Origin of the sequence: Mycobacterium sp. E136 (assembly GCF_001666865.1) — a bacterium.
Classification (GTDB): domain Bacteria; phylum Actinomycetota; class Actinomycetes; order Mycobacteriales; family Mycobacteriaceae; genus Mycobacterium.
Window position 1 is genome coordinate 16,830 of the sequence record NZ_LZJE01000370.1, and the last position, 14,116, is coordinate 30,945.

At 66.6% G+C, this 14,116-nt stretch carries 14 protein-coding genes and 1 tRNA gene; 5 read left to right on the forward strand and 10 right to left on the reverse strand.

Annotation, left to right across the window (positions count from 1 at the left end):
- Positions 1–16: 16 nt before the first annotated feature.
- A complete protein-coding gene (locus tag A5698_RS25220; protein WP_068302584.1) occupies positions 17–1,231 on the reverse strand; it encodes a branched-chain amino acid ABC transporter substrate-binding protein in 1,215 nt (404 codons plus the stop codon).
- A gap of 187 nt (positions 1,232–1,418) precedes the next feature.
- On the reverse strand, positions 1,419–2,051 hold the full coding sequence (locus A5698_RS25225) for an ANTAR domain-containing response regulator (protein WP_067088372.1): 633 nt from the start codon (positions 2,049–2,051) through the stop codon (positions 1,419–1,421).
- Positions 2,052–2,130: 79 nt separating this feature from the next.
- Between A5698_RS25225 and A5698_RS25230 the strand changes: the two genes are divergently transcribed.
- Both A5698_RS25230 and A5698_RS25235 read left to right on the forward strand, forming a co-directional pair.
- Positions 2,131–2,204 (forward strand) — tRNA-Leu (locus A5698_RS25230).
- Between the two features lie 50 nt (positions 2,205–2,254).
- Positions 2,255–3,556 (forward strand): adenylate/guanylate cyclase domain-containing protein, encoded by a 1,302-nt coding sequence (locus tag A5698_RS25235; protein ID WP_084792617.1) that lies wholly within the window; start codon positions 2,255–2,257, stop codon positions 3,554–3,556.
- Here the strand turns inward: A5698_RS25235 and A5698_RS25240 are convergent.
- The 8 genes from A5698_RS25240 to A5698_RS25275 are packed head-to-tail and all read right to left on the reverse strand — an operon-like array spanning position 3,531 to position 10,744.
- A complete protein-coding gene (locus A5698_RS25240; RefSeq protein ID WP_067088370.1) occupies positions 3,531–3,980 on the reverse strand; it encodes an SRPBCC family protein in 450 nt (149 codons plus the stop codon). The two genes, A5698_RS25235 and A5698_RS25240, sit on opposite strands and share 26 nt — an antisense overlap.
- 50 nt (positions 3,981–4,030) lie before the next feature.
- A complete protein-coding gene (locus A5698_RS25245) occupies positions 4,031–4,522 on the reverse strand; it encodes a Dps family protein (RefSeq protein ID WP_067088368.1) in 492 nt (163 codons plus the stop codon).
- Positions 4,523–4,560: 38 nt separating this feature from the next.
- A complete protein-coding gene (locus tag A5698_RS25250) occupies positions 4,561–6,312 on the reverse strand; it encodes a DUF2339 domain-containing protein (protein WP_068302587.1) in 1,752 nt (583 codons plus the stop codon).
- Positions 6,313–6,355: 43 nt separating this feature from the next.
- Positions 6,356–7,012, reverse strand: coding sequence for a response regulator (locus tag A5698_RS25255; protein WP_068302590.1), 657 nt, complete (start codon positions 7,010–7,012; stop codon positions 6,356–6,358).
- Positions 6,985–8,112 carry a MacS family sensor histidine kinase gene (gene macS / locus A5698_RS25260; protein WP_068302593.1) on the reverse strand — a complete coding sequence of 376 codons (1,128 nt, stop codon included), beginning with the start codon at positions 8,110–8,112 and terminating at the stop codon, positions 6,985–6,987. Before macS ends, A5698_RS25255 begins: the two co-directional genes overlap by 28 nt.
- A gap of 4 nt (positions 8,113–8,116) precedes the next feature.
- Positions 8,117–8,869: an amino acid ABC transporter ATP-binding protein gene (locus A5698_RS25265; RefSeq protein ID WP_067088433.1), complete on the reverse strand. Its 753-nt coding sequence runs from the start codon at positions 8,867–8,869 to the stop codon at positions 8,117–8,119.
- 5 nt (positions 8,870–8,874) lie between these two features.
- Positions 8,875–9,807, reverse strand: a complete 933-nt coding sequence (locus A5698_RS25270; RefSeq protein ID WP_067088360.1) for an amino acid ABC transporter permease — start codon at positions 9,805–9,807, stop codon at positions 8,875–8,877.
- 10 nt (positions 9,808–9,817) lie between these two features.
- The gene (locus tag A5698_RS25275) at positions 9,818–10,744 is read right to left on the reverse strand and encodes an ABC transporter substrate-binding protein (protein WP_068302600.1); all 927 of its coding nucleotides are present in this window, start codon (positions 10,742–10,744) and stop codon (positions 9,818–9,820) included.
- Positions 10,745–10,925: 181 nt separating this feature from the next.
- Here A5698_RS25275 and A5698_RS25280 point away from each other — a divergent pair, with 181 nt between their 5' ends.
- From A5698_RS25280 to cydB, 3 genes are all read left to right on the forward strand, one after another.
- On the forward strand, positions 10,926–11,528 hold the full coding sequence (locus A5698_RS25280; protein WP_068302602.1) for an HdeD family acid-resistance protein: 603 nt from the start codon (positions 10,926–10,928) through the stop codon (positions 11,526–11,528).
- Between the two features lie 62 nt (positions 11,529–11,590).
- The gene (locus tag A5698_RS25285) at positions 11,591–13,045 is read left to right on the forward strand and encodes a cytochrome ubiquinol oxidase subunit I (protein WP_068302605.1); all 1,455 of its coding nucleotides are present in this window, start codon (positions 11,591–11,593) and stop codon (positions 13,043–13,045) included.
- 13 nt (positions 13,046–13,058) lie between these two features.
- A complete protein-coding gene (cydB, locus tag A5698_RS25290) occupies positions 13,059–14,099 on the forward strand; it encodes a cytochrome d ubiquinol oxidase subunit II (RefSeq protein WP_068302610.1) in 1,041 nt (346 codons plus the stop codon).
- Positions 14,100–14,116: the final 17 nt, after the last annotated feature.

Here is a 14,116-nt window from a genome sequence, read left to right on the forward strand (position 1 = left end):
GCGTTCCGTCTGCGGGCTATTGAACTTTGTAGATCCAGATCAGGCTGGTGGTCAGTTCGCCGTTCGGCGTCCACTGGTACTGGCGGGCCACACCGCGGCCGTCGTAGTTGCGGACGAAGTCGAGCAGCGCCGGCCGGGTGATGGCGCCCGAGTCGATGCCCTTCAACAGGACCGTGCCCAGGTCGTAGCCCTCGCTGCTGTAGGTGCCGGGTTCCTGGTTGAACTTCTTGGTGTACTCGTCGGCGAAGCTGCCGGTGGCCGGCCCGCACGGGCACGACAGCACCGCTTCCTTGGATGCGTCGCCGGCCTGCTTGACGAACTCCGGATCCTTGGTGCCGTCGGCGCTGGCGAACGTCCCTTCGTAGCCGCCGTCCCGAAGCTGCTGCACGAACGGCGCGGCTTCGGCGTAGTAGCCGCTGAAGAAGACCGAATCCGGGTTGGCGCCCTTGATCTGGGTCACCGCCGCCGAGAAGTCCTTGTCGCCCTTCTTGACCGAGATGTTGCACGACGAGTCGGCCACCGGGCCGAGCGTCTCGCGCACGGTCTGCGCCAGGCCCAGACCGTAGTCGGTGCTGTCGTCGACCACGCAGACCTTCTTGTGGCCCAGCGTGTTCTTCAGGTAGTTGGCGACCGACGGGCCCTGCACGCCGTCGTTGCCCAGGCCGCGGAAGAACGTCCGCCACCCCTTGTCGGACAGCGTGACGTTGGTCGCCGAGGCCGTCGCGGCGACGAGGCCGGCCTGGTTGAACACGTCGCCGGTGGCCATGGTCTCACCGGAGAAGGCGGGACCGATCAGACCGATGGTGAACGCGTCGTTGATGATCTGCGGCGCGATCTGGGTGGCCTTCTGCGGATCACCTTCGGTGTCGAAGGTCTTCAACTGAACCTGGCAGCCGGGGTTGGCGGCGTTGTGCTTGTCGACGGCCAACTGGATGCCGTTCTTGATGTTGATACCCAGTGCGGCATCGGGGCCGTTGAGCGCCCCGGCCATGGCGATCGACACCGGCGGGCACTGCGCGTTGCCGTCCCCTGCGGGGTCGGCGGGCGCGGCGCCCTCGTCGGCCTTGACCTCGGCACCGTTTTCGTCGATCTGGATCTGTTCGACGATCTTGAGATCGGTCTGCGCCCCGCCGCCCTCACTCGGCTCCGACTGTTGGCAGCCGGCTATGCCGAGTACGACCAGACCAGCGCTGCTGATAGCAAATGCTCTCCGTGCCATGCGACCGCGCACGCTTCACCTCCGGGTCATTGGGTTAGTCGGCGACGGCGCCTCAGCCCGGGGGGCGGGGGCGGCGACGTTCCGGGAAGACCATAGCCAACGGTTGACGCTGGTGCGCGTTGTTGACCCATGCGTGGCGGGTGTCGTGGCCGAACCGCATCTTCGGAAACCGGATTCTTTCGGGCTGCCGGGCCGGGAGTTAGCTCGACTCTGGTGCTTCGCTCGGCGTGTCGAGGGTTTCGAGCACCACTTCGGCTACGCGTTTCATGGTGGTGCGCCGGTCCATCGCGGCGCGCTGGATCCACTTGAACGCCTCGGGTTCAGTCATCCCCTGCTTGGTTTGCAGCAAACCCTTGGCCCGCTCGACGAGCTTGCGTGTCTCCAATCGCTCGGACAGCGTCGCCACTTCCTGCTCCAGCGCGGCCATCTCCCCGAAGCGGCTCACCGCCACCTCGATGGCCGGGATGAGGTCGGTGATGGTGAACGGTTTGACCAGGTAGGCCATGGCGCCGGCGTCCCTGGCCCGTTCGACCAATTCCCGCTGGCTGAACGCGGTCAGGATGACAATCGGTGCGATGCGCTTACCGGCGATCTCGGAGGCCGCGTCGATGCCGTCGCGGCGGGGCATCTTGACGTCCATGATCACGAGGTCGGGCTTCAGGCTCTCGGCCAGATCGACCGCCTCCTGCCCGTCACCCGCCTCTCCGACGATCTCGTAGCCCTCTTCGCGGAGCATCTCGGCGAGATCCATCCGGATGAGCGCCTCGTCCTCGGCGACGAGAACTCGGCGGGCCTTCACGGCGTCGGGCGGTGACCCAGCAGCGGTTGCCATGGAAGCCATTGTGGCGGTAGCAGTGCCGTTCAGCGAGTTCGGGGCATCATCTATGGTGGTAAGCCGCGCCACAGCGAATGCCCTCGTAGCCCAATTGGCAGAGGCACACGACTCAAAATCGTGACAGTGTGAGTTCGAGTCTCACCGAGGGCACCGAGAATCAGCAGGTCGAATGTGTTCGGCGTTACGCTCTAACCGTGGAGATGAGGCTGCGGCCGGTCTGCGTGCCCGAAGTGGCGCTCGAGAGCCGGACGCCCGCCCGGATTCGGCACCACGCGGAAATGTCCGTGCGACGCCGGCGAGTCCTCGACGTCACAGCGATGATCAGCGCGGCCATCAGCGCCTTCTTCGGTTTCCAGGGTCTGATCGTCGGGGTCGAGGTGTGGTGGATTCCGGTTCTCAGCCTCATCAGCGCCGTGGCGTTCGCAGCGATCCCGCTGCTGTGCCGCTTCGGCGAGCTCGTCGCGCCGCTGGTGTTCTTCGTCGTCGCGTTCGTGACCATCACGATCCAGTGCATCCAGCTCGGCACCGGATCGGGGTTGCAGTTCTACTTCGTCGTGGCGGCCGCGATCATGGTGGTCATCCTCGGCATCGACCACATCCTGCTGGCGTCGGTGCTGTCGGCGTTGGGTGCGGTGACGGTGGTGCTTCTGGAGTACTTGGTGCCGGATAACACCGGCATACAACCGGATTGGGCCCGTACGACCTCGTTCATCCTGACCGTCGCCACCGCGTGGATCCTCGTCATCGCCACGTTGTGGTTCGCGCTGCGGGAGATCCGCCGGGCACGCCTGGCGATGGAGGCCGAATACGAGCGGTCTGAACGCCTCCTGGCCAACATCCTTCCCGCGACCATCGCCGAGCGGCTCAAGGACCCGAGCCGCACCGTCATCGCCGACCGGTACGACGACGCGTCGATCCTGTTCGCCGACATCGCCGGCTACACGTTGCGGGCCAGCGACACCAATCCGTGCGATCTGGTCCGGTTCCTCGACCGGCTCTACACGGACCTGGACGCGCTCGTCGACCGCCACGGCCTGGAGAAGGTCAAGACGAGCGGCGACTCCTACATGGTGGTCAGCGGTGTGCCACACCCCCGCCCGGACCACCTCGAAGCCCTGGCCTGCCTGGCGCTCGACATGGCCGACGCCGTCGCCGACCTGCGCGACCCGCGGGGCCGCAGGGTGCCGCTGCGCATCGGTCTCGCCGCCGGCCCGGTGGTCGCCGGGGTTGTCGGGGCGCGCAAGTTCTTCTACGACGTGTGGGGTGATGCCGTCAACGTGGCGTCCCGCATGGAGACCACCGACGTCGAGGGCCGCATCCAGGTACCCGACGATGTCGCCGAACGCCTGCGCAGCACGTTCGTGCTCGAGCCCCGCGGTGAGGTCGAGGTCAAGGGCAAGGGCGTCATGACGACGTGGTACCTGGTCGGACGGCGCGACGATGCCGCCGTGCGTGAGGCGGTCGAGCTCGAACCGCTCAGTCGTCGACCTCAGTCGGTTTGAGCCGCTCGGCCAGCGCCGCGAGCCGCCACAGGGTTTCCCGGTTACGGGGATAGGCGGCGATATCGGTCAGCTTGTTCGGCATCATCGCGGCGGGTCCGCTGACCGGGAACTCGGTCATCTCAACCCGGCAGCCGTCGGGAATGTCGAAGAGCCGCAGGATGATTCGCGCCCCGCCGAAGGGACGGCCCTTGGCGTGCAGCACCAGTTCCTCGGGCGGGGTGCTCTTCTCGACGACGGTGACGTCGTTGAGCAGCAGCGGCCAGACGCCCACCGAATGCCGGATTTCCGCTCCCGGCGCCGGCCAGTTCGGGTCGACGGCGCGCATGCGGCTGTTGCCGACCACCCATTGTGAGTACGTCCACCCGTCGGCCATGACGTCCCAGACCTGCTGACGGGAGGCGTGGATATCGCGTGTCACAGTCACGCCCCGAGATATACCCCGATCGCGGAAAACGACGCACTGTGGAATGTGCGCTAGACCTTGCGGTTCTCCGACTTGATCAGCCACGCCTGCTTCTCCAGGCCATCGATCAGCTGGTGCAGGACGTCGGCGGTGCTGGGGTCCTCGGCGTCGACGGCGTCATGCACCTGGCGCATCGTGTCGACCGCGGCGTAGATCCGGCCGGCGATCAGATCGACCGCCTCCTGGGTGCTCACCTCGTACGCCGGGAACTGCGGCAGCGTGGTGGTGGCGGCGACCGTGTCCGTGCGACCGTCCGGCGTGGCCTCCAAGGCCCGCATTCGCTCGGCGATCGTGTCGCTGCCCTCGCGGGCGAAGTCGACCAGCTCGTCGAGCTGGAGATGGAGGTCCCGGAAGTTGGTGCCGACGATGTTCCAGTGCGCCTGCTTGCCCTGCAGGTGCAGCTCGATCAGGTCCACCAGAACCCGCTGCAGGTTCGCGGCGAACTCCGGCGACGCTTGAAATCCCTGTACTTCTGTCTCCGAACGACGTGTAGATGTGCTCATGGCCTCTACAACACCTCCTATTCTGGACTCAGTCCAGTTTAGCATGTGTCACCGGTCACATTTGGGCTCCGCTGGTCCTGCTTCTCCAGTAGGCGGGCGTAGCCGGCGCCCATGCCGAGGAGGACGAGACCGACGACGATGAACACCACAACGCGGAAGATGCCGTCGAGCGTGCCGAGGTCGAAGAGGAACAGCTTGGCCATCGCCGCGGCCACCAGGGCCAATCCCCCGCCGATCGGCACCGACCGGTCCGCCCGCGGCAGCCGCGCCGCATAGCCGAACAATGCGGCCGCCAGTGCGATCCAACTGATCGTGGCGACCATGTGGCCCGCATAAAACCCGCTGTCGGTGCCCCCGACCAGCACACCCACGGTGACGGTGAACGTCGTGATCGCGTATCCAGCCACGGCGGCCGCGACCGCCCACAACGCGGAATTACGCGGATCGAACGCCCACACGATCGCGACGCTCCACGCGATCAGCAGCACGCTCGCGACCAGCGTCGACGCGGCCACGCCCCCGCTCATCGACGTTCCCCACAGCAGCGTGTCGGGCGGCGCCCAATGCAGGTAGTAGAGCGACCCGACGGCCGCAAAGCCGATCGAGACCGCCTCGGCCGTGACGTGTTCGCGCCCGGCCAGTGCGACCATCAGCGCCATCGCCAGCAGGACCGGTCCCGCGATCGGACCGTCGAACGCCACCATGACCGCGACCACCGCCGATATCGCCGAGAGCACCGCCCAGATCCGGCGTACCGCGCTGTCGACCCCCGGCAACCGGTCGGCCACGAACACGATCGCCAACAGTCCTGCGGCGAGCGCCGCCGCCATCAGCGCGGCGACGACACGGTCGACCGCCAACGAGACCGACAGCACAGGCAGCATGCCGGCCCCGGTGAGGATGGCCATCACCCGCTTGTTCGCGATGTACGGCAACAGAATCAGCGCACCGGCGATCGCGAGCAACGCCGCGATGCCGCACGCACCGGCCAGCCACGCATCGTGTCCGTCGTCGAAGTACACGCCGACGAGCGCCATCAGCAGCGGCAGCGTGGCCGCCGCGACGCGTGCGGCGTGCAGCCAGAGCCAGTCCTTGCCGATCTGCACCGGCAACGAGGCCGCCGACAGCGCGAGCATGAACGCCACGAGCAACAGCGTGACGCCACCGACCACCACCGGGGCCAGCGCCAGCAGCGGGATCAGGACGAGCAAGCCCAGCTGCTCGGAGTTCCAGCGGCGGGCCAGCGTGAGCCCGCCTCCCCCGATCAGGGCGGCGAGCACCAGACCGACGGGCGGAGACATCCACTCGTAGATGGTGGTCACCGCGATGACGTCCATGTAGGCCGCAGCGATACCGGTCGCCGCCAACGCGATCGCGCCGGTGCGGCCGCCGGGCCTGCGGTTCAGCCACCAGCCGGCGCCAACGAGCCCACCTGCCAGGACCACACCCGCCGCGACGCGGATCTCCGGTCGCAGCAGGCCCGCCTGCGCGGCCAGCACGAGCAGGAACACGACGCCGATCAGCGTCACGGCCACGCCGGCGACCGCCAGTAGCTTGCCGATCCATCCCTCGTCGCGGGGCGGCTTCGCCACGGGCGCACCGTAAGGCGGCGGATACGCGGCAGGAGCGGCGTAGGGCTGCGGCGGGTGCTGCGGCTGTTGTTGCGCCGGCGTCGAGACCAGCAGCCTGTCGAGCTCGGTCAGATCCGACGACACCCGCGCCAGATATGCGGAGATCGCGGAGACATCGGCGGACAGGCGGGCGATGACGGCACGCTGCGGTTCGGTCATGCAGCCATCGTCACAGCGCGACGGCCCGACCGGATGAGTAGGACTACTCGTCTAGCCCGTGTTCGATCGCGTAGCGCGCCAGTTCGACACGGTTCGCGACCTGCAGCTTGCGGAAGGTGGCCTGCACGTGGTTCTCGACCGTGCGGTGGCTCAGCGACAGTCGGGCGGCGATCTGCTTGGCAGTCAGACCCTTGGCGACATAGCGAAGGATCTCGGTCTCCCGCTCGGTCAGGCTCGGGGTTTCCGGTCCGTCGCCGCGATTCTGGGCGATCCGCCGGTACTCGCCGAGCACCAGCCCCGCCAGGCCGGGCGTGAAGACGGCCCTGCCCTCGGAGGTGGCGCGAACCGCGTCGCCGAGTTCCTGCTTCGAGGCGCTCTTCACCAGATAGCCGGTCGCCCCGGCCTTCACGGCTTCGAGAACGTCCTCCCGCTCGTCGGACGCCGACAACACCAAAATCTTCGATGACGGCGACACGGCCAGCACTTCCGCGGTCGCCTGCGCGCCATCACCGTCGGCGAGCCGCATGTCCATCACCACGACGTCCGGCTGGACCGCCGCCGCGCGGCGCCGCGCCGCACCCACCCCGTCGGCGGTCGCGACCACGGTGAAGCCGTCCTCGGCGAGGTCGCGGGCCACCGCGTCACGCCAGATGGGATGGTCGTCGACGACCATCACCGTCGGGGTAGCGTCAGTTCCCATTCCGTCCCGCTCTCCGGCCCGGTGATCAGCTTGGCGCTGCCACCGAGCCACTTCATCCGTCCCACAATGGATTTCGAGATGCCGATGCGACCCTCTCGCTCCGCCTCCGCCAACCGCCCCTCCGGAATGCCCGTGCCGTTGTCCCGGATGCTGACCGTGACCGCGTCGCCGAGGTCTTCGAGCAGCACGTAGGCGTGCGCGTCCGGTCCGGCGTGGGCGACCACATTGTCGAGCGCGTTGACTACGGCAGCAGACAACTCGGTGGCGACGACGGCGTCCAGCAGAACGGGATCGGCGGGCAGGCTGACCGATACTCGGTCCGACGCACGCTGCCGCAACAGCGCCCCGACGTCGGTCATCGCCCCGACGCGGGGTTCGCTCTCCCCAGAGCTGACCAGTCGCCTCAGCGCACGCTCCTGCTGGCCGGCGAGATCGGCGAGTTCGGCGGTCTCGCCGCCGATTTCGCGGCCGCGGCGCGACACCAGCGCGAGCACCTGGATGGCACCGTCGTGCACCTCGCGGGACAACCGCTCCCGCTCCTGGTGGGCCGCAGCCAACCGCGCGGCCTGCTCCAGTTCCGTATGCGCCCGCCGCGCGGTCTGCGCGGCCATACCCACGGCGAGGCCGACCGCGAGTTCGATGACAATCGTCGCGTTGCGCCAGACGTCGTAGTTGATGAAGCCTTTGACGAGGGTGCTGGCAACCATCACCGCCACTCCGGCGAACATGCCCGCGATCGGGCCTGCGACGATCGCCGCCGAAATGGTTGCGTTGGTTGCCCACAACGTCGTTGGCCAGGACTGGTTGTCCAACGCCCACTGCGACGACGCGACCAGTTCGGTCGACAGGACCAAAGCCACGACCACCGCAATCTCGGCCAGCACCCAGGCCGGGCGTCGGCCGAACCCCTGCAGATAGGCCACCGCGCACACCGCACTCCACCCGATCAGCACGGCGAACAGCGACCACGCCAGCCCCGGCCGCTCCAGGTCGGGATTCACCGACACCTGGAACCCGAGGGCGTACAGGCAACTGAGCAATCGGAAGACCTGTGCCGCGCGCCACAGCGGTGTGGCGGGATCCGGGGTGCTTGCCGGCATCTGTCTACAGCACCTTGGACAGAAACGCTTTCGTGCGTTCGTGTTTCGGGTTGGACAACACTTCGCGCGGTGGCCCGCTCTCGACGACCACCCCGCCGTCCATGAACACCAGATGGTTGGCCACCTCGCGGGCGAACCCCATCTCGTGCGTCACCACCACCATCGTCATACCCTCGGCCGCAAGCTTTTTCATCACCTCGAGCACCTCGCCGACGAGTTCGGGGTCGAGCGCCGAGGTGGGCTCGTCGAACAGCATCAGCTTGGGGGTCATCGCCAGTGCGCGGGCGATCGCCACGCGTTGCTGCTGACCACCGGACAACTGCGCCGGATAGGCGTCGGCCTTCGCGGACAGGCCCACCTGATCGAGCAGGTCGCGGGCGCGGGCGATCGCCTCGTCCTTCTTGACGCGTTTGACGTGGATGGGCGCCTCGACGACGTTCTCCAGCGCCGTGCGGTGCGGAAACAGGTTGAAGTGTTGGAACACCATGCCGATGTCACGGCGCTGGCGGGCGGCCTCCCGCGCAGGCATCTCATGAAGTTTGTTGCCCCGTTGGCGATATCCGATCAGCTCGCCGTCCACGTACAGTCGCCCGGCGTTGACCTGTTCGAGATGGTTGATGCACCGCAGGAACGTCGACTTGCCCGAACCGGACGGCCCGACCATGCACAGCACCTCGCCGCGACCGATCTCGAGCGTGACGCCCTTGAGCACCTGCAGCGCACCGAAGTTCTTGCAGACGGCCTCGGCCTTCACCATCGGTGTCACGGGTGGGCCTCCCCCAGCGTCTGCGCCTTGGCCAGCGCCTCGAGTTGTTTGGTGGTGAGCTTGCGCGACGCACCGCGCGAGTAATACCGCTCGAGGTAGTACTGGCCGATCATGAGCACGCTGGTGATCGCCAGGTACCACGTCGCGGCGACCAGCAGCAGCGGCACGGGTTCGAAGATGCGCGCGGCGATCTCACGCGAGGTGATGCCGTACAGGTCCAGCGTGAACGGCACCGCGGTCACCAGCGAGGTGGTCTTGAGCATGCTGATGACCTCGTTGCCGGTCGGCGGGATGATCACCCGCATCGCCTGCGGAAGGACGGTGCGCCGCATGGTCATTCCCCACGACATACCCAGCGCTGTCGACGCCTCCGCCTGGCCTTCGGGCACGGAACTGATTCCCGCGCGGATGATCTCGGCCATGTACGCGGCCTCGTTGAGCGCAAGACCGAGAATCGCCAGCAGGAACGGGATCGACAGCGACTGCAGGTTCACCTGTAGCAGCGAGGGTCCGAACGGCACGCCCAGCTGAATGTTCTGGTAGATCGTCGGCAACAGCCCCCAGAACACCAGCTGCACGTACACCGGGGTGCCGCGGAAGATCCACAGATACACCCACGCAACGGCTTTCAATACCGGATTCGGCGACAGCCGCATCACCGCGAGCAGCACGCCGAGTGCGATGGCGAGCACCATCGAATAGATGGTCAGTTGCAGTGTGTTGAGGACACCGACCTTCAACACCCGCTCGTTGAACAGGTACTCCCAGTAAGTCGACCAACGGTAGGACTCGTTGGTCGCCGCGCCGTAGAGGAACAGGGCGACGAGAATGACGATGACGACCGCCGCCACCCACCGCCACGGATGGCGCAGGGGCACCGCGTCGATGGCGGCCGGGGCTACGGGTGACGGCGTGTCGACATCGGTCATGAAACGTCCTCTACGAGACGGCGCCGTTGATGACTGGCTTGTCGATCATCCCGTTCTCGACGCCCCAGTTGGCGGCGATTTCGCGGTATGTGCCCTCGTTGATCAAATGCTCGAGCGCCTTCTGCAGCGACTGGGCGAGCGCCGACCCCTTCTGCACCGGCCAGCCGTACGGCGCCGAGTCGAAGATGTCACCGGCGGGTTCGAGTTTGCCGTTGCTCTGCTTGATCGCGTACGAGGTCACCGGCGAATCCGCCGACATCGCGTCGACCTGGCCGAGCACCACCGCGTTGGTGGCGGCGTCCTGTCCGTCGAACGGAACGATCTCGATCGGCGGATTGCCGGCATCGATGCACGCCTTGTTCTTCGCCGGAAGTTCTTCCGCCTCTTGTGTGGTGGTGGCCTGCACCGCGACCTTCTTGCCGCACGCGTTGTTCGGGTCGATCTGCGAACCCGGCCGTTGCGCCCACATCGTGCCCGCATTGAAGTACGTGACGAAATCGACCGTCTTCTCACGTTCCTTGGTGTCGGTGAACGACGACATCCCGACGTTGTAGGTGCCACCCTGGATCGACGGGATGATCTTCGCGAAATCCGATTCCCGGTATTCGGGCGTCAACCCGAGCGTGGCCGCGATCGCGTTCATCAGATCGACGTCGAAGCCGACGATCTTTCCGCTGGGATCCTTGAATTCGTTGGGCGCGTAGGGAATGTTGACGCCGATGACCAACTTGCCGGACGACTTGATGGCCTCTGGCACGGTGTTGGCGATCTCGTCGACCTTGGCCGCCGAGACGGTCGCCTGTGCGCTGGTGGAATCACCACCGCCGCCGCCTCCTTCGCCGCTGGCGCAGCCGGACAGCGCCAGCACGCCGGACGCAGCGAATACGACTGCGAAGCGCCAGAATTTACCTCGACGGTTGTGACAGTCACCTAACACGGATGCCCCTACTTTCTACGTCGTGTAACCGGTACCAAGCACCGGTAACGGAACAGTAGTAGAGAGCACACGCCGCGGCAGGGGAACCAAACGCGTGCGTACGTGGCGGTTCGGGGACTGGGGGTCGAATCGATACCGAAATGCGACGATCCCTTCCGCTCAGCTATGCCACACTGCGCCAATGACTAGCACCACCCCGCCCAGCTTGCTGCGGCATCTCTGGAAAACGACCCTGGTCTCCGGACTCCTCGCGGTAGCGCTCGGCGTAGCCGTCTGGTTGTGGCCGGGTAAGACCATCGTGATCGCGGCGATCTTCTTCGGCGCCTACCTGCTGGTCGCCGGCATCGCGCAGGTGATCTTCGCGTTCAGTCTCCATGTCTCGGCCGGCGGCCGGGTCCTGCTGTTCATCTCCGGTGCCGCGGCCCTGATTCTCGCCGTGCTGTGCTTCCGCAGCCTGCAGGAATCGATCCTGCTGCTGGCGATCTGGATCGGCATCGGCTTCATCTTCCGTGGTGTCGCCACAGCGGTCTCGGCGATCAGCGATCCGACACTGCCCGGCCGCGCATGGGAGATCTTCGTCGGCGTGGTCAGCCTGATCGCAGGCGTCATCATGCTCGCGGCCCCGTTCGAGTCGCTGGCGATCCTGACCGTGGTGGCCGGCATCTCGCTGATCGTGATCGGCGTCTTCGAGATCGTGACGGCGTTCGGCATCCGCAAGGCGTCCAAAGATCTCGGCACCGGCGGATCGGCCCCTTCACCTGCGGCTGAAGAGTCGGTGAGCTAACCCACACTGACGTCTACTACACCCTGTCGTAGGCTGGTGCCACAGCCACGGGAGAGGGTGAGATGGACGCGCTCGATGTGTCGCGGTGGCAGTTCGGAATCACCACCGTCTACCACTTCATCTTCGTTCCGCTGACCATCGGGCTGGCGCCGCTGATCGCGGTCATGCAGACCGCGTGGGTGCTCACCGGCAACACGTCCTGGTACCGCCTCACCCGCTTCTTCGGCAAGCTGTTCCTGATCAACTTCGCCCTGGGCGTGGCCACCGGCATCGTCCAGGAGTTCCAGTTCGGCATGAACTGGAGCGAATACTCGCGGTTCGTCGGGGACGTCTTCGGCGCACCGCTGGCGATGGAGGGCCTGGCCGCCTTCTTCTTCGAGTCGACATTCCTCGGCTTGTGGATCTTCGGCTGGACCCGGCTCCCCCGACTCGTCCACCTCGCCTGCATCTGGGTGGTCGCCGTCGCAGTGAACCTGTCGGCGTTCTTCATCATCGCCGCGAACTCATGGATGCAGCATCCCGTCGGCGCACGGCTCAACCCGGAGACCGGTCGTGCCGAGTTGACCAGCATTGTCGCGCTGTTCACGAACAACACCGCGCTGGCCGCATTCACGCATGCGGTGTTCGGGGCGCTCCTCACCGCAGGGACGTTCGTCGCCGGCGTGTGCGTCTGGTGGATGATCCGCGCGCGCAACGACGACCGCGACGAGGCGCAGACCATGTTCCGCCCCGCCGCGGTACTGGGGTGCATCGTCGTGCTGGCCGCGACGCTTGGCCTCGTCGCCTCCGGCGACGTCCAGGGCAAGCTCATGTTCGAGCAGCAGCCGATGAAGATGGCGTCGGCGGAATCGTTGTGCCACACCGCAACCGATCCGGACTTCTCCATCCTAACGGTCGGCACCCACAACAACTGCGACAGCGTCGTCCACCTCATAGACGTCCCCTATGTGCTGCCGTTCCTGGCCAAGGGCGAGTTCGAGGGGGTGCGCCTCGAAGGTGTCAAAGACCTTCAGAGCCAGTACGTAGAGAAGTTCGGGCCCGGCGACTACCGGCCCAACCTGTTCGTGACGTACTGGTCCTTCCGCGCCATGATCGGCCTGCTCGCCGTGCCGGTGCTGTTCTCGGTCGCGGTGCTGTGGCTGACGCGCCGACGCCGGATTCCTCGCTCTCGCTGGCTTTCCCGCTTCGCGCTTGTCGCGATGCCGGCACCCTTCCTGGCCAACAGCGCCGGGTGGGTGTTCACCGAGATGGGCCGCCAGCCCTGGGTCGTCGTGCCCAACCCGACCGGCGACCCGATGATCCGGTTGACCGTCGCCGAAGGGGTCTCCGGGCACTCGGTCGGCATGGTCGTCCTTTCACTGGTCGCGTTCACGGTGATCTACGCGGTGCTCGCGGTCATCTGGTTCTGGCTCATCCGCCGCTACACCGTCGAAGGGCCGCAGGAACACGATTCGGAGCCCGCCGCCCCGCTACCGCCCGGCAGCGACGAGGTGGCTCCGTTGTCGTTCGCGTACTAAGGAGCTGGTGGCAATGGCGCTACAAGAGCTGTGGTTCGTCGTGATGGCCGGGTTGTTCCTCGGGTTCTTCGTCCTCGAGGGATTCGACTTCGGTGTCGGGATGTTAATGGGGTTGTTGGGCCGCGGCGCGGGCCAGGACACCGAGCGGCGCCGACGCGCGGTGCTCAACACCATCGGCCCGGTTTGGGACGGCAACGAGGTCTGGCTGATCACCGCGGGCGGCGCCATGTTCGCCGCCTTCCCCGACTGGTACGCAACGATGTTCTCGGGCCTGTACCTGCCCCTGCTGACCATCCTGGTGTCGATGATCCTGCGCGTCGTGGCGATCGAGTGGCGCGGCAAGGTCGACGACCCCGGTTGGCGCCGTTGGGCCGACATCGGGATCGCCGCCGGGTCGTGGGTGCCCGCCGTGCTGTGGGGTGTCGCGTTCGCCGCGCTGGTGCGCGGCCTTCCCATCGACGCCGACAAGCGGCTGCATGCGTCGATCGGCGACCTGCTCAACGGCTACACATTGCTCGGCGGCGTCGCCACTGCCGGGCTGTTCCTGTTCCACGGTGCCGTGTTCGTGGCGCTGAAAACCGATGGCGCAGTGCGCGAAGAGGCTCTGCGGTTCGCCGGCCGGGCGGCGCTGCCGGTGACGGTGGTACTGGCGTCGTTCGGGCTGTGGACACAGCTCGAGCACGGTAAGGACTGGACGTGGGTCGTGCTCTTCGTCGCCGGTCTGGCGCAGCTGGCGGCCACCGCCCGGGTGTGGCGTGGTGTCGGAGAAGGCTGGGCGTTCGCGTACTCGACAATGGCCGTCGCGGCGGTCGTGATTCTGCTCTTCGGCGTGCTCTACCCGAACCTGATGCCGTCGACGATCGACCCGGCCTACAGCCTCACGATCGACAACGCCGCGTCGAGCCCGTACACGCTGACGATCATGAGCTGGGCCGCGCTGGTGTTCGCGCCGCTGGTGCTGCTGTACCAGGGTTGGACGTATTGGGTTTTCCGGCAACGCATCTCGGCTGACCGGATACCCGACCCCGTGGGATTGACGCGGCGCAGGCCATGAATCTGTGGCGGGCCTCG